The 19,736-nt window shown below is 43.4% G+C and carries 14 protein-coding genes and 4 pseudogenes; 8 read left to right on the top strand and 10 right to left on the bottom strand.

Annotation, left to right across the window (positions count from 1 at the left end):
- The first annotated feature begins 60 nt into the window (after window positions 1-60).
- From I6E38_RS03720 to I6E38_RS03700, 5 genes are all read left to right on the top strand, one after another.
- On the top strand, window positions 61-1,083 hold the full coding sequence (locus I6E38_RS03720) for a sugar kinase (RefSeq protein ID WP_235392745.1): 1,023 nt from the start codon (window positions 61-63) through the stop codon (window positions 1,081-1,083).
- 101 nt (window positions 1,084-1,184) lie between these two features.
- The gene (locus I6E38_RS03715; RefSeq protein ID WP_235392744.1) at window positions 1,185-1,859 is read left to right on the top strand and encodes a bifunctional 4-hydroxy-2-oxoglutarate aldolase/2-dehydro-3-deoxy-phosphogluconate aldolase; all 675 of its coding nucleotides are present in this window, start codon (window positions 1,185-1,187) and stop codon (window positions 1,857-1,859) included.
- 38 nt (window positions 1,860-1,897) lie between these two features.
- Window positions 1,898-3,259, top strand: a complete 1,362-nt coding sequence (locus I6E38_RS03710; RefSeq protein ID WP_235392743.1) for a PTS galactitol transporter subunit IIC — start codon at window positions 1,898-1,900, stop codon at window positions 3,257-3,259.
- Between the two features lie 23 nt (window positions 3,260-3,282).
- Window positions 3,283-4,200 carry a 5-dehydro-4-deoxy-D-glucuronate isomerase gene (kduI, locus tag I6E38_RS03705; protein ID WP_235392742.1) on the top strand — a complete coding sequence of 306 codons (918 nt, stop codon included), beginning with the start codon at window positions 3,283-3,285 and terminating at the stop codon, window positions 4,198-4,200.
- A gap of 17 nt (window positions 4,201-4,217) precedes the next feature.
- Window positions 4,218-5,012: a gluconate 5-dehydrogenase gene (locus tag I6E38_RS03700; RefSeq protein ID WP_235392741.1), complete on the top strand. Its 795-nt coding sequence runs from the start codon at window positions 4,218-4,220 to the stop codon at window positions 5,010-5,012.
- 114 nt (window positions 5,013-5,126) lie between these two features.
- On the opposite strand, the gene I6E38_RS03695 is transcribed toward I6E38_RS03700, so the two are convergent.
- Complete coding sequence (locus I6E38_RS03695; protein WP_235392740.1) at window positions 5,127-5,933, bottom strand: tyrosine-type recombinase/integrase; 807 nt, start codon at window positions 5,931-5,933, stop codon at window positions 5,127-5,129.
- A 61-nt stretch (window positions 5,934-5,994) separates the two neighbouring features.
- Here I6E38_RS03695 and I6E38_RS03690 point away from each other — a divergent pair, with 61 nt between their 5' ends.
- Window positions 5,995-7,380 (top strand): restriction endonuclease subunit S, encoded by a 1,386-nt coding sequence (locus tag I6E38_RS03690; protein WP_235392739.1) that lies wholly within the window; start codon window positions 5,995-5,997, stop codon window positions 7,378-7,380.
- Here the strand turns inward: I6E38_RS03690 and I6E38_RS03685 are convergent.
- The 7 genes and pseudogenes from I6E38_RS03685 to hsdR form a co-directional block, all read right to left on the bottom strand.
- Window positions 7,360-8,067: a restriction endonuclease subunit S gene (locus I6E38_RS03685; RefSeq protein WP_235392738.1), complete on the bottom strand. Its 708-nt coding sequence runs from the start codon at window positions 8,065-8,067 to the stop codon at window positions 7,360-7,362. The two genes, I6E38_RS03690 and I6E38_RS03685, sit on opposite strands and share 21 nt — an antisense overlap.
- 146 nt (window positions 8,068-8,213) lie before the next feature.
- A pseudogene (locus I6E38_RS03680) lies at window positions 8,214-8,423 on the bottom strand (restriction endonuclease subunit S); the annotation flags it as partial.
- Window positions 8,424-8,486: 63 nt separating this feature from the next.
- Window positions 8,487-9,644: a PDDEXK nuclease domain-containing protein gene (locus I6E38_RS03675; protein WP_235392736.1), complete on the bottom strand. Its 1,158-nt coding sequence runs from the start codon at window positions 9,642-9,644 to the stop codon at window positions 8,487-8,489.
- Window positions 9,645-9,740: 96 nt separating this feature from the next.
- Window positions 9,741-9,878: pseudogene (locus I6E38_RS03670) on the bottom strand (death-on-curing protein); the annotation flags it as partial.
- Window positions 9,875-10,243 (bottom strand): annotated as a pseudogene (locus tag I6E38_RS03665) (DNA-binding protein); the annotation flags it as partial. The pseudogenes I6E38_RS03665 and I6E38_RS03670, both read right to left, overlap by 4 nt.
- A gap of 42 nt (window positions 10,244-10,285) precedes the next feature.
- On the bottom strand, window positions 10,286-11,797 hold the full coding sequence (locus tag I6E38_RS03660) for a class I SAM-dependent DNA methyltransferase (RefSeq protein ID WP_235392734.1): 1,512 nt from the start codon (window positions 11,795-11,797) through the stop codon (window positions 10,286-10,288).
- Between the two features lie 14 nt (window positions 11,798-11,811).
- Window positions 11,812-14,175, bottom strand: a complete 2,364-nt coding sequence (gene hsdR / locus I6E38_RS03655) for an EcoAI/FtnUII family type I restriction enzme subunit R (RefSeq protein ID WP_235392733.1) — start codon at window positions 14,173-14,175, stop codon at window positions 11,812-11,814.
- A 790-nt stretch (window positions 14,176-14,965) separates the two neighbouring features.
- On the opposite strand from hsdR, the gene I6E38_RS03650 reads away from it, so the two are divergent.
- Both I6E38_RS03650 and I6E38_RS03645 read left to right on the top strand, forming a co-directional pair.
- The gene (locus tag I6E38_RS03650; RefSeq protein WP_235392732.1) at window positions 14,966-15,589 is read left to right on the top strand and encodes a lipoprotein; all 624 of its coding nucleotides are present in this window, start codon (window positions 14,966-14,968) and stop codon (window positions 15,587-15,589) included.
- Between the two features lie 123 nt (window positions 15,590-15,712).
- Complete coding sequence (locus tag I6E38_RS03645; protein ID WP_235392731.1) at window positions 15,713-16,648, top strand: YitT family protein; 936 nt, start codon at window positions 15,713-15,715, stop codon at window positions 16,646-16,648.
- A 282-nt stretch (window positions 16,649-16,930) separates the two neighbouring features.
- Here I6E38_RS03645 and I6E38_RS03640 read toward each other — a convergent pair whose 3' ends face one another.
- Entirely contained in the window at window positions 16,931-18,493 is a 1,563-nt protein-coding gene (locus tag I6E38_RS03640; protein ID WP_235392730.1) for an ATP-binding protein, read from the bottom strand.
- 252 nt (window positions 18,494-18,745) lie between these two features.
- A pseudogene (locus I6E38_RS03635) lies at window positions 18,746-19,090 on the bottom strand (glycoside hydrolase family 97 catalytic domain-containing protein); the annotation flags it as partial.
- Between the last annotated feature and the right edge of the window lie 646 nt (window positions 19,091-19,736).

The following is a 19,736-nucleotide window of genomic DNA, read 5'->3' as shown; positions in this document are numbered from 1 at the left end:
GTAGGTTTTTCAATAAACTCGTATACTTATTAACTAAAGAAATTAACATATATAACAACAATGGCAAAAATTATTACTCTTGGCGAGATTATGCTCCGCCTGTCGCCTAACGGCAACGATCGTTTCATCCAGTCAGAAATGTTCCGTATCATCCCTGGTGGTGGTGAGGCTAATGTGGCTGTAAGTGTGGCCAACTATGGACATGAGGCTTACTTTGTGAGCAAACTTCCGAAGCACGACATCGGACAGATTGCCATCAACGCATTGCGTCGTTATGGCGTTGACACACGCTTCATCGCTCGCGGTGGCGAACGTGTAGGTCTGTACTATGCTGAGACCGGTGCTTCAATGCGTCCGTCGAAGGTTATCTACGACCGTGCACACTCTTCTATCGCTGAGGCTAATCCCGAGGATTTCGATTTCGACGCTATCATGGAAGGCGCACAGTGGTTCCACTGGAGCGGCATCACACCAGCTATCAGCGACAAGGCTGCCGAGCTGACACGTCTCGCTTGCGAGGCTGCCAAGCGTCATGGCGTTACAGTGAGCGTCGACCTCAACTTCCGCAAGAAGCTCTGGACTTCAGAGAAGGCTATCTCGGTTATGCGTCCATTGATGCAGTATGTTGACGTTTGCATCGGCAACGAGGAGGACGCACAGCTCTGCCTCGGCTTCAAGCCCGACGCTGACGTAGAGGGTGGCCAGACTGACGCAAGCGGCTATCACAAGATTTTCGAGCAGATGCAGAAGGAGTTCGGCTTCAAGTACGTTGTTTCTACATTGCGCGAGAGCTTCTCGGCTACACACAACGGATGGAAGGCTCTTATCTACAACGGCAAGGAGTTCTACGAGAGCCGTCGTTACGACATCATGCCTATCATCGACCGCGTAGGTGGTGGCGACTCTTTCTCTGGCGGCCTCATCCACGGCTTGCTCACCAAGCCGACTCAGGGCGAAGCTCTTGAGTTTGCAGTAGCTGCTTCGGCTCTGAAGCACACTATCAACGGCGACTTCAACCTTGTTTCAGTTGACGAGGTAGAGGCATTGGCTGCTGGAAACGCTAACGGTAGAGTACAGCGATAGGACTTTAAAAATAACTTTAAAATCTTTAAGTAGCCTAACATACCACTCCCCTCCCTACGGGGGAGGGGCTGGGGGTAGGGCTTCTAATTATATTCATTATTATGGCAAAATTCAACAAACAGCAGGTACTTGCTAAGATTACCGGAACCGGTATGGTACCTGTATTCTACAGCAACGACGTAGAGACAGCAAAGAATATAGTAAAGGCATGCTACGAGGGTGGCGTGCGCGCATTTGAGTTCACCAACCGTGGCGACTTCGCTCACGAGGTGTTCGCCGAGGTGGTTAAGTTCGCAGCCAAGGAATGTCCTGAGATGGCTATGGGTGTAGGCTCAATCGTCGACGCTCCTACAGCATCGCTCTACATTCAGCTTGGTGCTTGCTTCGTAGTAGGTCCGTTGTTCAACCCCGACGTAGCTAAGGTGTGCAACCGCCGCCTCATCCCCTACACACCGGGTTGCGGTTCAGTGACAGAGGTTGGTATGGCTCAGGAGATGGGTTGCGACCTTTGCAAGGTATTCCCTGGCGACGTTCTCGGTCCTAACTTCGTTAAGGGCTTGAAGGCTCCGATGCCTTGGTCGCTCATTATGGTTACCGGTGGTGTTTCGCCCGACGCTGACAACATCGCTTCTTGGATTAAGGCAGGTGCCAACTGCGTAGGCATGGGCTCAAAGCTGTTCCCGAAAGCCACTATCGCTGCAGGCGACTGGAAGGCTGTAAGCGACAAGTGCCGCGAGTCGTTGCAGTATGTAGCCAATGCACGCGAGTCTAAGTAATTATATAGCAACTATAATCTTTCCTTATATTAAAATAAATGGATCAAGTTTTCAGTTACATAATTAGTCTTGGTGCATCGGTGATGATGCCTATACTCTTCACCATCATCGGTCTGGGCATCGGCATGAAGTTCGGCAAGGCATTCAAGTCAGGACTTTATGTCGGTGTGGGCTTCGTTGGTTTGGGAGTAGTTACAGCATTGCTTACCTCCAACTTCAACGATCCGCTCAAGGGCATCTCCGAAATCTATCATTTGCAGCTCAACGTGTTTGACATGGGTTGGCCTGCTGCTGCCGCTGTGGCTTACAACACCGCTGTCGGAGCGCTCATCATCCCCATCTGTCTTGGCGTGAACTTCCTCATGCTCATCACCAAGACCACTCGTACTGTCAATATCGACCTTTGGAACTACTGGCACTTTGCATTCATCGGTGCGGTTGTCTACTTCGTGATGGGCGAGAGCCTGTTGTGGGGCTACTTCGCAGCCATCATCTGCTACATCAACACTCTGGTATGTGCCGACCTCACAGCAGAGAAGTTCCAAAAGCACTACGACCTCGAAGGCATCTCTATTCCGCAGCCTTTCTGCCAGAGCTTCATGCCTTTCGCCATCATCTTCAACAAGGCTCTCGACCGCATTCCGGGCTTCTCTAAGCTCGACATCGACGCAGAGGGTATGAAGAAGAAGTTCGGTGTGCTCGGCGAACCGCTCGTTTTGGGTGTCATCGTAGGTATGCTCATCGGTTGGGCTGCACAGCTTGACATCAAGAAGGTGCTCTTCCTCGGCGTTACAATGGGTGCCGTTATGGAGCTTATCCCACGTATCACATCACTCTTCATTGAGGGATTGAAGCCTATTTCGGAGAAGACACAGGAGCTGGTTAAGTCGAAGTTCAACGGCAAGAAGGTTTACATCGGTATGAGCCCCGCTCTCGTTATCGGTCATCCTACCACACTCGTAGCTTCGGTCATCCTCATCCCCGTAATCCTTGCATTGGCAGTGTTCCTCCCAGGCAACCAGTTCCTTCCGTTGGCATCGCTTGCCGGAATGTTCTATCTGTTCCCGATGGTTCTGCCTTTCACTAAGGGCAACGTTGTGAAGACCCTCATCATCGGTCTTGTAACGCTCATCATCGGTCTGTACTTCGTAACGGACATGGCTCCCGACTTCACCATGGCAGCCAATCAGGTATATGCAGCCACAGGCGATTCTGCTGCTCACATTCCTGAAGGATTCTCGGGTGGTGCTCTCGACTTCGCAGCTTCGTCATTCGGCTGGATCATCTACAAGCTTTCATGCCATGTCAAGTACGTAGGTCCTGCCATTCTCGTAGTCATCACATTGGGTATGATGTGGTACAACCGCACACGCATCGTTAAGGATGTTACACGCAAGTAAATCTAAAAACAAAAAATAGATAAATGAAGAAATTATTCATCACAGCAGCTGTTGCTCTCATGTCAATGTCGGCAATGGCACAGACCGTAAACTATCAGGTACGTTGGGCAAATCATCCTGAGGATGCCAAGCACTACACAACTGATCGTTTGCGCAAGGAGTTTTTGGTAGAGAAGGTATTCGCTCCCAACAAAGTTAACTGGACATACACTATGTACGACCGCTTCCTCGTAGGCGGTGCCGAGCCTGTTGACGCTCCTATCAAGATTGAGCCTATCGAGCCGCTGCTCGCTAAGACATTCCTTGAGAACCGTGAAATGGGTATCATCAACATCGGCGGACCCGGTGTCGTTACTGTTGACGGCAAGAAGTACGACCTCAACTTCCAGGAGGGCATCTACGTGGGCCGTTCTACCGAGAAGAACCCCAACAACATCACACTCTCAAGCAAGGACCCGAAGAATCCTGCCAAGTTCTATATGAACAGTGCTACAGCTCACACTTCATTCCCCACAAAGCTCGTCACTCTGAAGGAGGCTAAGAACATCAAGGCTGGTTCGCTTGCAGAGAGCAACGACCGTGTTATCCACCAGCTCATCATCAACGGTGTAGCAGGTGTACGCACATGCCAGTTGCAGATGGGTGTCACTGAGTTGAAGACCGGTTCGGTATGGAACACAATGCCAGCTCACACACACATGCGCCGTATGGAGACCTATCTCTACTTCAACGTGCCCGAGGGTCAGCGCATCTGTCACATCATGGGTGAGCCGCAGGAGACACGCCCGATGTGGTTGAACAACGAGCAGGCTGTCATCTCTCCGCAATGGTCAGTTCACTGCGCAGCAGGTACCAGCAACTATACTTTCATCTGGGGTATGGCAGGCGAGAACCTCGACTACGGCGATATGCAGAAAATCCAAACAACTGACTTGAAATAAAACTAAAAGTAACAACAATGGACAAAATGTTTTCACTTGAGGGCAAGGTAGCTCTCGTTACTGGAGCAGCCTACGGCATCGGTTTTGCTATGGCTGAGGCTCTGTACAATGCAGGCGCAAAGATTGCGTTCAACTGCCGTTCACAGCACCACATGGACCAGGCTCTTGCCGACTATAAGGCTAAGGGCATCGAGGCTCATGGATATATCTGCGACGTTACCGACGAAGAGCAGGTAAAGGCAATGGTAGCCGACATCAACAAGGAGCTCGGTGTTATCGACATCCTCGTTAACAATGCTGGTATCATCAAGCGTATTCCTATGACTGAGATGTCTGTAGAGGACTTCCGTCAGGTTATCGATATCGACCTCAACGCTCCGTTCATCGTGTCTAAGGCTGTTATTCCTGGCATGAAGGAGAAGGGCCATGGCAAGATTATCAACATCTGCTCAATGATGTCAGAGCTTGGTCGTGAGACTGTTTCGGCATACGCAGCTGCCAAGGGTGGCTTGAAGATGCTCACACGCAACATCTGCTCTGAGTTCGGCGAGTTCAACATCCAGTGCAACGGTATCGGCCCGGGCTACATCGCTACTCCTCAGACCGCTCCTTTGCGCGAGCGTCAGGCTGACGGCTCACGTCATCCGTTCGACAGCTTCATCGTAGCTAAGACTCCTGCTGCACGTTGGGGTACACCTGAGGACTTGATGGGTCCTGTAGTGTTCCTCGCCAGCGATGCCTCAAACTTCGTAAACGGTCACGTTCTCTACGTAGACGGCGGTATCTTGGCTTACATCGGCAAGCAGCCTTAATAAGATTATTTAGGCAATAGCCTTTATATATAAAAGAAAGCCCAGGGCATTGTGCTCTGGGCTTTTATGTTTTCAAGCAATATGCATTATATATGATAAAACAATATTGCTACGTTACCATGTGATAACCTTATCTACGATTTCCTGTTGTTCTAAGCTACTTCTTCGCAGATAGATGCGTGTGGTCTCTATGCTTTCATGCCCCATAAGGTCGGCAAGCAAAGCTATGTCGTTATACTTCTCCAAGAAATTCTTGGCATAGCGATGTCGGAACGAGTGAGGATAAACCACTTTCTCGTTTAAGCCATACTTTACCGCATAGTTCTTCAACTGCTGTGATATGCCTCTTGTTGTGATGCGCTCGCCAAAGCGATTGAGAAAGAGATAGCCACTTGTGCGGTTGACTGTCTGCAACCACTTTTCAGTTTCCGTTCGCAATGTCTTAGGGATATAGATACGGCGTATCTTGCCACCTTTTGTATAGATGTCGTAGTAGCCCACTTGCACATGCTCAATTTTGATTTGCACAAGTTCGCTCACTCTGGCACCAGTAGCAGCCAAGAAACGCACCACAAAGTACCATTCCAAGTTATCTTCCTTCTTCAATTTGTTCTTTAAGAACGTGTAGTCAGCATTGCTGATTACATTTTCCAGATAAGAACGCTGCTGCACCTTGACCGATTTCAAGCGGAGCTTAGTCTTGCCCACAAATACTAGGTACTTGTTCATCGCCTGAATACGGAGGTTCACCGTCTTTGGCTTGTAAGTCTCAATCAAGTAGGTTTTGTAAACCAACAAGTTTCTCTTGTTCAACTCTTTGTGTCGTGAGCCAAACTCCTTCACGGCATACAGATATGCCGAAATCGTGTTCTTAGCCATATTGCCTTGGCTTAGGAACTCTTCAAATTTGTCTAATTCCATTTTTGTTCTTTTATTAGTGAAACATAAAGTTGTCCTAATAAAATAGACATAAATTTGTTCTATGAGTTCCTATTATGAGAAGATACTTGCTACGGGAGAGGTGAAGTGTATTGATGAGGAGGTGCCGTTTGAGATACCTGCATCTTGGAGTTGGGCAAGATTAACCCATGTAACTTATCTTATTGAAGATTGTCCCCATTCAACAGCTAAAGATGAAGGAAAAGGCTATCCATTAGTGAGAACACCTAATATTGGTTTTGGCTTTTTACAATTAAATGGTGTACATAGGGTTTCTGAAAAAGTTTATAATCAGCGGAATGTTAGAGCTGTGCCTCAAAAGGATGATTTAATATTTGCACGTGAAGCTCCTGCTGGGAATATCGCAGTTATTCAAAATGAAAAGGTTTGTCTTGGGCAACGTACTGTATTGCTCAGGCCTATTACAGATTGTATTCTTCCACAATATTTGGCATATTATGTTCTTGCCCCATCTTCACAACAAAATCTTGTGGAAAAATCATCTGGTACAACTGTAGCTCATGTTAATCTTTCAGATTTCCGTCCATATCTGATAGCCGTACCACCTATTGACGAACAAAAGCAAATCGTCAATAAACTTATAGAATTGTTGTCGTTAATTGACAAGTATAATTGTTACGGTGATAAATTAGCAAAACTAAACAATGAAATATATACGCTTTTAAAAAAGTCTATACTTCAAGAAGCCATACAAGGCAAACTTGTGCCACAAATAATCGAAGATGGTACAGCGTATGAACTGCTTGAACAAATAAAGGCAGAGAAGCAGAATTTAGTAAAAGAAGGCAAGCTAAAAAAGTCTGCCTTAGCAACTTCTGTTATCTTCCGTGGTGACGATAACAGGTACTATGAGAAGGTTGGGAAAAAATGCGTGGATATAACTGAGGAAATCCCATTTGAGATACCTGCCAGTTGGGCTTGGTGTCATTTAAATGATATTGCAGAAAGTGATTTAGGCAAGACAATGAATAAAGGACAAAATTTAGGAGAATTAGTTCCATATCTCTGCTCTATAAATGTTTATTGGAATAAAATAGACTTATCAAAAATAAAGCAAGCTCAATTTACAGAGATTGAACTTGCTAAATACCTATTACAAAAAAATGACTTGTTGATTTGTGAGGGAGGCGACATCGGTCGGGCTGCCATCTGGGATATAAATGAAACTATGTATTATCAAAATGCATTGCATAGGGTACGTTTTTATGGCAAAATATTCCCCAAGTTCTTCTTGTATATCCTATCGTTATACAAAGCACTTGGACTTTTAGACAAAAAAAGCAAGGGAATGACAATAAAGCATTTTACAAAATCTGCTTTAAATAGTATCGTCATTCCTTTGCCTCCGCTATTAGAGCAAAAGCGTATAATTGAAAAGATAGAGCAATTAATGCAGTTGCTCAAATAATTTTTCTATTTGGGCAACAATGCGTTGCTGCTCTTCTTTTGGCGGTAAAGGAAACAACTTGTTTTCCAAATACCCGACGACAATACGTTGTTGGTTAGCTGTTCCTTTAAACGTAGCCTCATCAATAAAATATGGAGACTCTAAGAAATACAACAGATACCATCTACCTATTGTATTTCCATAGGGTCTCAACACTTTTAATTCTGTAGTTCCTGCCCCGATTCCATTAGGTAAGTCATGGAAAATTGCAGACTTTCTGTTTTGAAAACATGGCGTGATTTTAGCAAAAGCAACGTCACCATTCGCAAAATGAATAAATCCCTTTTTTATATTTCCCCATTTGACCAAATCAAAAGTGAAATCTGATTTATAGCCTGCCCTTATCTTTTCCATTGGAATAAAAGCTGCTAAAGTCTCATCATCAGCCTCATTCTTTGGATTTAATTGAAATACATCACGAATCCTTACCCATTGCCAATTTGCAGGAATAGGAAATGGTATTTCTTCAGTTATATCTACACACTTTTTCCCAATCTTCTCATAGTACCTGTTATCGTCACCACGGAAGATGATAGAAGTAACCAAAGCAGACTTCTTCAGTTTGCCTTCTTTTACTAAATTTTGCTTCTCTAGCTTTATCTGCTCCAACAAATCTTTGGCAGTACTTTCTTCAGCTATTTGAGGCACAAGCTTTCCTTGAATTGCCTCTTGTAGAATAGCCTTGGGTAATTATTTAGCCAAATAATTATCCAGTTCTATTTTCTTTTCTAAAAGTTGATTTAATCTCTTTGTCAGATGTTCCATAATTATGCTGTTTTGAATATAGGCTGGGACATCTTCTCATAATAGGAATTGTCCTCACCACGGTAGATAATGGATGCGTTCTTGTCACGCTTGATTTTCTTCTCCTTGATCAAGCGTTCTTTCTCTTGACGAATCTTATCAAGCAAAACGCTTGCAGGTTCGTCATTAGGGTCTTGCGGTACAAGTTTTCCCTGTATCGCCCATAGTAATATGCTGTTCTTTAATTGTTTTCCGTTCATAACATAAGTTTTATCGTAAAGCATCAATTCGCCAACAAGTAGTTGGCGAATTATATACTATTTCTAATCTTCATCTTCTGCCTCTTTTCCCTTTTGTAATTCAAAAAACTCTTTCTGCTCACGGATTTCTCGGCTCAACTCTTCTTCTGTAGGAAGATAAGTAAGATACTTAGCGGCAAAGAGCTGCTTGCTGTCCTTCAATATGGAATAACGTGCAAGGTCTTTGCTCGTGTCAGAACACAGAACCAAACCGATAGTAGGATTATTGCCTTCCTCTTTCTTCAACTCGTCATACATTCTGACGTACATATCCATCTGTCCCACATCCTGATGAGTTATCTGCGTAGTCTTTAAATCAATAATGAGATAGGACTTTAGGATGATGTTGTAAAACACAAGGTCGATATAGAAATCGCCCATGTCCGTCTTGATATGCTGTTGGCGAGCCACAAACGCATAGCCTTTTCCCAACTCCATGATGAAAGTCTGCAGATGGTCGATAATGGCAGTTTCTAGTTTCGATTCACTATAGGCAGGGTTCTGTGGTAATCCTAAGAACTCTGCTATCACAGGATTCTTGAGATAAGAGAGTTTGTCTTTTTCGAAATCTGAAGTCAGCGAACGCATCTCGTCACTTACCTCTTTGCGCAGATGCTCAGGGGTTTGCAACAAACGATAATAGTATTGTGAGGAGATATTACGCTGCAAGGTACGGTAATCCCATTGCTCACGAGCCGCCTCCTTCAAATACCACAACCTTGCATCCACATCTTTTACACGCAGTAAACGTTCATAGTGAAGCCAAGATAGGTTAGGATAGAATGGTATCGTAGATTCGTCAAGCGGTGCTTGACGAATTGGTTCGTCTGTAAGTTTGAATTGGTCAAGCAATGCTTGACCAATTTGTAATTTACTGAACATTAGGTAAAAAGAGCGCATGTTCTTTATGCTTGTCAGTCCGAATCCCCTTCCGAATTCTTCAGTAAGGGTTTGGGAGGCCAATTTTATGACATATTTGCCATATTGCGCACGTTCCTTTCCATTTTGTTCCTGTGTCACGATACGCCAACCGATAAGCCAGTTGCGAACCACCAATAGATGGTCTGCACTGCGATAGGCTTGCCGACGTGCTTCACCGGCTAAATGCTTCAAATCAGAGACAAAGTTTTTCTCTGCTTGAGTCAGCTTTTCTGTTATGTTTGTTAATGCAGATTTTTTCATATTATCCAATCCTTTTCTGAATTAGTGAGACAGCGTCTCACTAATCTTGTCATTGATCTATTTTCACTTCTATTGCGAATCTTGTCAAGCACTTGCTCAATCCTTCACTTTATAATCTTCTCCATTTATTCCTAACTCCCCTTTGCTCATCGCATTGGCAATGTCAATCTTCAATTCCTCATCGTAATCCTCACCATTCATGAAAGAAGTCATTATGCGGAGAAGCAAGTTTTGGCTCTCTCGCTTTCTGTCAACAGCATTCCGATATTAAGGAACGAGCGAAAATTGAACAAACCGAGTTGTGTGGTTTTGCTCCCGACATTGATGACGGGAGCAAATTGTAACTTTAAGTCTTTCAGGCGTTTACCTTTACATAAAACATATCCATTGCCAGATAATTCAGAACCGAAATTCTCAAGATATCTTTCAATTGTTCTTTCTTCAACTTCATAGAAATCGGCCACCATTTTTTTCGTAAAACGGTATTCTCCATCAAACATCATACCAGTAATGTCCAATGTCTTTTGTATCTTTTCTATTGCAAAACGGTTGTTCAGTACGTTTTGTCGTTCTATATTTGATATTGTCAAATCTTTCATCGTTATAGTCTATATTGAATTTGTGGGACAGCGTCCCACATTTTACAAATCATCTACCTTCACATCAATCCCCAATATACGCTGTATCTCCGCCAATGTCTTATCGATTTCATGATCAAGAGCCTTGCGCTTCTTGAAATAGTCGGCAAGCAGTTCGGCTGGCGGTAAAATCTCCTCATCCTCTTTCGGGAACTTGCACAAGTCGAAGTTGCAATCAGAATCTATCAACTCTTGTACAGGATAGCTGCGTGATTTCTCGTCTCCATCAGCAATGATAATCTCCTTTCTGTCATTCCACCATTCACGGATAGGATTGCAATGCTCAGATTTCATTGATTTGGTCTTGGAGAAATGCTTGTAACCCTCTGGCATATCCAAACGATAGAACCACGTTTCCTTTGTAGAATAACCTTCTGGAGCACCCTCCGCACAGGTATTGTCGAAGAACAAAATGTTCGTGGCAATCGAAGTGTAAGGTGCAAAGATACTGCCAGGCAAACGGATAATGGTATGCAAGTTGAAATCTCTGAGCAGCTTAGTCTTGATGGCTATCTTTGTGTTGTCCGCTCCAAACAGGAAACCGTCTGGAACAATGACCGCTGCACGACCATTCTTCTTCAAGCGATACATGATAAGCACCATGAAGAGGTCGGCTGTCTCGCTACTGCGCATATCTGAAGGAAAGTGAGATTTCACGTCGGCCTTTTCATTACCTCCGTAGGGTGGATTCATCAACACAACATCAAACTTGTCTTCGTCTGTGTAGTTGAGAACATCCTTTGTAAGCGAATTGTCGTGATATACCAATGGTGTATCTATGCCATGCAGCAACAGGTTTGTTACACATAACATATATGGGAACTGTTTCTTTTCGATACCAAATACAGAATGATTGTACTCTTTGCGGTCTTCAGCAGTCTTGACCTTCTTATCCAATTCGCCCAACCAGCTGGTGATAAAGCCGCCCGTACCACAGGCGAAGTCAGCCATTTTCTCACCAATCTGCGGATTGACTATCTCTGCCATAAATTCGGTCAAGGCTCTTGGGGTGTAGAACTCACCAGAGGAACCTGCCGACTGCATTTCTTTAAGTATAGTTTCGTATATCTCACCGAAAGCATGACTCTCTTCATAGTCACCAAGGTTCAATCCGTCAATCACATTCAGTACTTGACGAAGTTGAACTCCATCTTTCATATATTGGTTGGCATCCTCAAATGTGGTCTTTACAATCGCCTGACGGATAGGGGTAGTTGGTGTTACCTCTATGTTTTTGAGTTCCACGAACAATGTGTTGTTGACAAACGAAAGCAGTTCGTCACCAGTCAAGGCATTGCCGCTTCCATCATCATGTGCCCAGTTGCGCCAACGGCATTCTTCTGGAATGATAGACTTGTAATCATCGTCGTCCAGTTCCCAGTCATTCTCTTTCTCGTCATATACCTTCAGAAACAGCATCCAAGCCATTTGTTCTATGCGTTGCGCATCACCATTTATACCGGCATCATTGCGCATTATATTGCGTACTCGTTTTACGAAATTTGATAAACTCATATTTTGCTTTTACTTTATGCTATACTATATATGTTTTGCTCCAGTTCCTTCACGGCGTCAAGATAGCCTTGCTTGCCACCAAAGAACTTCACGATGTTTGCCTTTGAACCCAATTTGCGGAATGGGTCATTTTCAAGCACAGTAAGGCTTTCCAATTCTGACACACCTTCCTTGGTGTACTTGTCCAACAAGGCTTCAAGTACAAGCCGTGCCTTTTCGCCATATTTGCTGAAAATATCGCGTTTCTTCACTTGTTCGGCACGTTCATGCCGTGTAAGCGTCTTTTTGCCATAGGCTATGTGGCAGATGAAATCGAAATCATCAACATCGTCCATGTCTTGGTCGTGCTTCAATGCAGCAAGGTCAATGCCACTTTCTTTGAGCATTTCGGCAATGTCTGACTTTTTCTTGGTTTCTTTCCACTTGGAAGTGAACGTGTCAATCGTAGCGTATGTGTCTATGATACTTTTCTTCGTATAGTCGGTAATGCTCTCCGTGCGAAGCAACTTACCATTTGTGTCATAGACAGAAACGACCTTGTTAATAACCATCACTTGACAACCATCCTTGGCAACAATCGGTTTCGGTCGTGGTTTGGGGTCAGGCTCTTTCGGGCCTTTAGGTTCGTCGTCTTCATCTGGAAATACATACTGTTTTGGCTCTTTATGTTTGGATTGATAGTTAGGATCTATTTCTATCGGTCCATCCCAATCTAGGTCAGCGAACAATCGTGTAACATTGCGGAAGTCCATAACGGTGAAATATGTCTTTCCTTCTTTTTCACGTAGACGCGTGCCACGACCGATAATCTGCTTGAACTCTGTCATAGAGCCGATTTGTTGGTCAAGCACAATCAGTTTTGTCATTTTGCAATCAACACCAGTTGAAAGCAACTTACTTGTAGTTGCTATGACTGGATATTTCTCAGCAACAGAAATAAAATAGTCCAACTTGCCTTTTCCGTATTCGTCACTACCTGTTATACGAACCACATAATCAGGATTTTTCTTGCACATATCAGCATTGGCGTTAGCCAAAGCCATGCGCATACGTTCCGCATGAGTCTCATCAGCACAGAACACAATGGTTTTAGCCATGCGGTCTGTGCTTTTCAGATAATTGGTTATTTCTTGCGCAACTTCCCTAATGCGATCTTCAATAACAATGTTATAGTCGTAGTCGCTATTGTTATAGATGCGGTCTTCTATCTCGTTGCCGTATATATCCTTTTGTCCCTTTGTCGGTCTCCACTCATCGCCAATGTTGGTTGTGATGTTGATAACCTTGAAAGGAGCAAGGAAACCGTCCTCAATTCCGTTTTTAAGGCTGTATGTATATATAGGCTCACCAAAGTAGCCAATACTCGACTGATACTTGGTTTCTTTTGGTGTGGCAGTCATACCAATATGGGTAGCAGAAGAAAAGTATTCCAATATGTTTCGCCAGTTGCTATCATCCTTTGCGCTACCTCTATGACACTCATCAACGATAACAAGGTCAAAATAGTCTGGATTAGGAAACAACTCCTTATAGTTTTTGGTATCATTCTGTCCAATCAACTGTTGATAGAGTGCAAAGAACACTTGATAAGAACCTAATTCTTCCAAGTGGTTCTTATCTTTTGAAAAGTCTATCTTGTGTGTTACCTTCTCCAACGGTTTGAAGTCCTGCTGTATTGATTGGTCAACCAGTATGTTTCGGTCTGCAAGATACAACACTTTCTTTTTTAATCCGCTTTTAAGCAAACGCCATACAATCTGAAAGGCTGTATAAGTCTTGCCCGTACCGGTTGCCATGACAAGGAGCACACGGTTTTGTCCTTTAGCAATGGCACCAACTGTGCGGTTTACTGCATTGCGCTGATAATATCGTGGCGGAAAAATGTTCTGACCTGTGCAGAAAGGCTGCTCAATAACAGACAACTCTTGCTCATTAAGCCCACTGCCATCGTTAGCCTCTCTTTTGTATCTTTCGATAAGTTCCTCCTTTGTTGGAAATTCATCTATAGCGAAGGTGCGTTCCTTACCTGTCAAAAAATCATGTTCGGCAAAACCTTCACCGTTTGAACTGTATGCAAACATCACATCAAGCATTTGGGCATAGGTCATGGCTTGTTGCAAGCCATGAGAAACAGAGTGGTTTGCGTCCTTTGCTTCTACAATGGCTATCGGTGTCGCTTTGTTCACATAAAGTACATAATCGGCAAACTTGGGCTTCTCTCTATGCACAAGATTACCATGAAGACTAATTTTACCGTCAGTAAATTTAACCTTCTGTTCCATGAATATACTATCCTTCGACCATCCCTTGTTTGTGATGGCTTCGTTGATATAGCGGAACTTGACATCCTCTTCTGTTAAATCTTTGCTTATGCCCATGTTCAAATAATACTTTATTATCAGAAGTTATATTACATACATTGTTTAGATAAATTCACTGAATTTTACTGCAAATATACATTAGATTTGTGATATTCTTTGTAAATTAAGCTATTTTATTTAACATCTCTATTTCAGAGTCAGTTTTATACTTTAAAAACGATGCAAATATCGTACATGCAGTAAAAAAGTGTTACAAATCAAAAATCGATTCTGGAGAATTACATGAGCGTTTTTATTGCTTTTTTGCTTGTCAGTTGCCCTTCAATTTTTCATTTTAGCCTTCTTTGTCTTCAAATGTAGTCCTTTTGCATTGCAACTGTAGTCGTTTTGCGTTGCAACTGTATTCGTTTTGCCTGGCAAAAGGAGTCCATTTTAAATGAAAAGGACTGTTTTTGCGAGGCTCTCCATTGCCTGTTTTGGACGGTAATATTGCAAGTCGTTGAAAACCAACGATTTGATGCTAACCGCTTAAAACTCACGAATTTCGAGTCAAAGATTTCTTTGTGCGTTCAGCTCGCAGTTTTGAGCGATGGAAAATGCAAATATTGTATAGCTCTCAATTGCAATGTCGCTCTGTGACGGGTTGTAAAATCGCTATATTTCATTGTAAAAACAGAAATTTTATTGTTCAATCAAAGTAAACTTTTTCTTCTATTCTCTTGCTTTTTCCATTTCAGTTATTTATTTTTGCACAATAAACGTCATATTCCAATATTTCCGATATAGATATTGAAGGTGCGTTTGGAGTAGAATTCAAAATAGGAGGTAAGAAGTCAGAATACTCTTTATGAAAAAGATATTGTATTTTTTTGTTGTCCTCGTATTGCTTACGGGATGCGCCAAAGGACAGAATAAAGAAGAACTCAATAAACTTCGTGATAGTTTAGACAACATGGTTCTTAGAGGGAGTCTGCGTAACGATACGACAATGCTCGAAAGAGCATTGAAACTTTCAGACTTCTTACTTAGTATTGATACTACGAACATCGGCAAGAGGCTTTATTATCGTCATCGTTCCATAATTTTCTCTTCTTTAGGACGCATGGATGAGGCTATGGTCAACGCTGAACATGCAGTTTTGACTCTTCAAGCAAACAATCCGTTACGGCTTATCTTTATGTCGGAAAAATACTTAAGGGAACATAATAAAGACTCGGCTGCTTATTACATTGAAAAGACAATTGCTGTTTGTGACAGTTCTTTGAATGATGAGTATAATGAAGATATGGCTATTAATAAGATTAAGGCAATTTATCTGCGCGATGGAGAAAAGAAAGCAAAGATTTATTTGTCAAAACTATTAAGGACACATCCAAGCCCATTGCTAAAATTTTTTGACGAAGACTGGGATGAATGGGTCCGCATGAATAATGAGGAATTAAAACTGTTGAATATTAATATCTTGAGATAGAAATCTTTGTGCGTTCAGCTCGCAGTTTTTGAGCCATATTTCTTGTCGTTTTTAGTAATTCTTATTAACTTTGCATACCAACATTTTTTAGTTGGAAAACTGATCTAATCAAATCAACAATTTATGCATTCAAGAAGAAACAAAGGCAAGATGTTGCGCCAGTTGCGCGACTATGGCATCATCACCATTGCAATGTTGTTAGGTGTAGTAGGTCTTAATCTGTTCCTGCTGCCCCACGAAATCACTACGGGCGGCATCATCGGTGTGGCTTCGATTGTGTATTGGGGCACGGGCATACCCGTGCAGGACACCTTCTTTGCGCTCAATGCTGTGCTGCTTATCGTGGCATTGAAGGTGCTGGGATGGCGTTTCTGTGCCAAGACCATCTATGGAGTTGTGGTGTTCACGCTTGCCTCTACTATACTGCAGAGCATTATGCCGCCCGACTTGCATCTGCTTGCCGACCAGAAGTTCATGGCATGTATGGTAGGAGCCGTGTTCTTGGGCACCAGCGTCGGACTGGGTCTGTCGGCAGGAGGTTCTACAGGTGGGTCGGACGTCATTGCTGCTATGGTGCATAAGTATCGTGACGTGTCGCTCGGCCATATCATCCTCTTCTGCGACCTCACCATTATCACCTCTTCGTATGTGGTGTTGCAAGACTGGGAAAAGGTGCTCTATGGCTACGTCCTGCTGTTTGTCATCTCGTTTGTAGTCGACCATCTGGTCAATTCATTGCGCCAAAGCGTGCAGTTCTTCATCATATCCGACAAGTATCAGGAGATTGGCGAGGCTATCAACCAGATAGCCGACCGTGGCTGCTCTATGCTCGACGGCAGCGGCTTCTACACCAAGAAGGATATAAAGGTGATTTTCTGTATAGCCAAAAAGAGCGAGTCGAACTTCATATTCGAGCTAATCGACGAAATCGACCCCCACGCATTTGTGGCTCAGTCGGCTGTGATTGGTGTATACGGTACGGGCTTCGACCACGTGAAGTCGCACCGCAAAATCAATCTGAAAGAGCTTCGCGAGAAAATGATTCAGAATAAGGAATAAACAAGTGCTTGCAGATAAGTAGGCTTGTCTGCAAGCATTATTAATTAAAAACTATCTAAATTGCTGTAATACAAGTCTTTCCATAATGAGGTTTACATTTATCTGCACATAAAAATGATGTTTGACTACATTTTTCTGCACATAAAAGGAGCCCTTTTATATTGGTAATGTCGTATTTATAATAATTCGGACGAGAAGCAGCCGATACGTAAAAAGTCCTAATTACATACGCTGCAATTAGGACTTCTGTTTTATTCTTACGGGTTGAAGCTGTCGTAAAATCTATGCCTCAACTATCTTCCAATCACCAATGGTTCGCTTACTGCTGTCATAATTTATTCCAACCTTCACCAATCGTTTTCCGTTTGCAGAATATGGAAGCAGATAACCCTTGTCGTCTATCTGCTGCAAAGCCTCTTCTGCCGACTTGTCAAACTTCAACTCCATAACGTATGTGGTATCCGGCAGATGCAGCACAGCGTCAGCCCTGCCTATTGCACTGTCCTCTTCAACTGATATGTATGCCCCCATAAGATTGAAGATGAGATAGAACACCGTTTGGAAATCCTTCTCGCTCTTGTTAGACAAGCGGTTGGAGATACTGGCAAGATACGATTGCATCTTACGCAACGCTTCATCCAGATTGTCATTATAGAGCTGTTCCAGGAAGTCGAAGATGAAACTGTTGTTGGCTAATTGTACTGGCGACAGATAGTTTGGTGCCAGCGACTTTAACATTCCTATGCGGACTTCCTTGTTAGGATAGTCGAGCTGATAGCTCTGAAACAACGGGTTGTATTTCTTTATGGTAAGATAACCGCTCTGATATAGTAAAGGAAGAGCCGAAGTCATTTGTTCTGGCGAGACATCAAAGTCGTCCACGCCAACACTCTTCTGCTCAATATCCATTACGCCTACATGATATTTCTGCAAGGTCTTGATTAGATAGCTTGGAGTGCCGGAACTGAACCAATAAGCAGCAACCTTCTTATTTCTTAATGCTTTGACAAGACTAAACGGATTAAAGATGTCTTCCGACTTTTCGCTGAAATGATAGCCGTCATAATACGACTTCAACTCGTCGACAGTCTCGTCTGTTGTCTTGCCCAAATGCTTTGCCAGTTGCTCAACGTCAGGCTTCATGTCGTCAAGCAATTCTGTCTTGCTGATACCGCAAATGGCTGAATAATGGTCGTACATACTGATATTGTCCAAGTTGTTTATTTCGCTGAAGATGCTCAACTGCGAGAACTTTGTAATACCAGTGATAAATACGAACTGCAACCAAGGGTCAAGATACTTGATAGGACTATAGAAGTTCTGCATTATCGACCTTAACTTTGTCAGATTGTCCTTTTCGTGTACGACATCAAGCAATGGTGCATCATATTCGTCGATAAGCAGTACTACCTTTTGTCCGGTCTGCTTATAGGCAAGTTTGACAAGACACTCCAGACGCTGGTTGGTACTGATGGCCCATTCTTCCGTTCCGTATATCTGTTCCAACTGGCTCAGCTTGCCTTCTATCTCATTAATCAAGTTGGAGGGTTGCATGTGCTTTGCTGTGCTCATGTCAAAGTGAAAAACAGGATGTTTTGTCCATTCATTCTCATATTCACCAAGAGCAAGACCGTCAAACAATTCCTTTCTTCCTTCAAAATAAGCTTGGAGCGTTGAGACAAAAAGAGACTTGCCGAATCGTCTTGGACGACTCAGAAACAGATATTTGGATCCATTCCTTACGAAATCCACAATATACTTGGTCTTGTCTACATAAACATAATTCTCCTCACGTATCTCAGAGAAGGTCTGTATGCCCACAGGATATTTCCTTATCTCTTCCATTGTAATCTTGTCTTTAATGCGCTGTGAAGTTACGAATAAAAAGTTAGAAGAGCAAAGAATAGTTGACTTATCTTCCTTATTTTATGGTCGCAAGGGGTCATTTGTCCATTAATACGAAGCGCAAGGCTGCTCCTCCCGATGCCTGCAGATGCAGACGCAGGGTCTTGCCAGCCTTTATGTTCATGACGGCAGACGACACATTGGTGCGTGTATTGAGCGTGGGGTCTCACCCTTATATACATTGGGCAGGTCGTCCTCGTTGCCGCCTATTCCTTCCTGAGTCATGAGGTTGGGGTAGGTGCGGCTCCATCCCGTAGTACGATATTCGTCGTGAATGTCTACCATTATGTGGTGGTCGGCACACTTGCGCACGGCGCGATGCAGCCATGTTGTCCACTCCTGCGAACCTATCTGAACAAAGCCAAACTTGATGCCGCTGAAGCCACCCTTCATAAGGTGGATAGTCATCTCGTTGTAGTGGTCGCGTATCTGTGCATATTCGCCATACGTCGGTTTCCAAGTGTTGTCCTCGCTTCGGCGCGACACGTTTATCACCTTCATCCCTTTTGTCCACACACGGTCGGTGTCGACCTTCATCCACATTGTCATGGTTATCTTGCGCTGGCCGTTCATTGCCTCAATCACCTTCTCGTCTTCTATTTTAGTTACGAACTTCGTCTTGGCAGGCGAAGTCTTCTCCATCTTGCCTGTTACCTTATTTATATAGGTCACATTGCCCTGCTCGTCATCGTCGTAAGGCACCATATCTTCAAGTCGCGGACGATTGTATTGCGACTCCGTTCCTCGCGTGCCGTTGTATTTCACCGTAGGTTCTGCTGCACGCTCACCACCAGGATGGTCAAACCGCTCGCCATTGATGAATACATCGGTGGCATGCGTGTTCCAGAACATCTGCAGACGAGAGTAGAGCCAATCGGGTTGGGCATCCACCTTCAGCATTACATTCTCTATCTTGTTCTTCAGCTTGACAGTTTCTGGGTTGTCGGTCTTTTTCTTAGCCGATGCTGTTGAGCATAAACTTAGCAGCAATACAGCTACATATATTAAACTCTGTTTCATTGATTTTTGTTTTTTCGGATGTATCTTTTGAATATAATACGACCGTCATAACACTAATACGTAAAAAGTCAGCGTTTCGTATAAGAAAAAAGGTTCTTCCGTTAAATGCATAGATAGAAAAAAAATATTTATATTATGATAAAAATAAAGCTGGCATCATCTA

Source organism: Leyella stercorea, assembly GCF_021531355.1.
GTDB lineage: Bacteria > Bacteroidota > Bacteroidia > Bacteroidales > Bacteroidaceae > Prevotella.
Note: the sequence above shows the minus strand (reverse complement) of the source record. Positions and strands in the feature narration are given on the sequence as shown.

Excerpts from the sequence above, each read along its gene's own strand:
- I6E38_RS03700 (WP_235392741.1), top strand. The coding sequence starts at position 4,218 with ATGGACAAAATGTTTTCACTTGAGGGCAAGGTAGCTCTCGTTACTGGA.
- hsdR (WP_235392733.1), bottom strand. The coding sequence starts at position 14,175 with ATGGGCATAAGCAAAGATTTAACAGAAGAGGATGTCAAGTTCCGCTAT.
- I6E38_RS03675 (WP_235392736.1), bottom strand. The coding sequence starts at position 9,644 with ATGAAAAAATCTGCATTAACAAACATAACAGAAAAGCTGACTCAAGCA.
- I6E38_RS03660 (WP_235392734.1), bottom strand. The coding sequence starts at position 11,797 with ATGAGTTTATCAAATTTCGTAAAACGAGTACGCAATATAATGCGCAAT.
- I6E38_RS03715 (WP_235392744.1), top strand. The coding sequence starts at position 1,185 with ATGGCAAAATTCAACAAACAGCAGGTACTTGCTAAGATTACCGGAACC.
- I6E38_RS03710 (WP_235392743.1), top strand. The coding sequence starts at position 1,898 with ATGGATCAAGTTTTCAGTTACATAATTAGTCTTGGTGCATCGGTGATG.
- I6E38_RS03645 (WP_235392731.1), top strand. The coding sequence starts at position 15,713 with ATGCATTCAAGAAGAAACAAAGGCAAGATGTTGCGCCAGTTGCGCGAC.
- I6E38_RS03640 (WP_235392730.1), bottom strand. The coding sequence starts at position 18,493 with ATGGAAGAGATAAGGAAATATCCTGTGGGCATACAGACCTTCTCTGAG.
- I6E38_RS03695 (WP_235392740.1), bottom strand. The coding sequence starts at position 5,933 with ATGGAATTAGACAAATTTGAAGAGTTCCTAAGCCAAGGCAATATGGCT.
- I6E38_RS03690 (WP_235392739.1), top strand. The coding sequence starts at position 5,995 with ATGAGTTCCTATTATGAGAAGATACTTGCTACGGGAGAGGTGAAGTGT.
- I6E38_RS03720 (WP_235392745.1), top strand. The coding sequence starts at position 61 with ATGGCAAAAATTATTACTCTTGGCGAGATTATGCTCCGCCTGTCGCCT.
- I6E38_RS03650 (WP_235392732.1), top strand. The coding sequence starts at position 14,966 with ATGAAAAAGATATTGTATTTTTTTGTTGTCCTCGTATTGCTTACGGGA.
- kduI (WP_235392742.1), top strand. The coding sequence starts at position 3,283 with ATGAAGAAATTATTCATCACAGCAGCTGTTGCTCTCATGTCAATGTCG.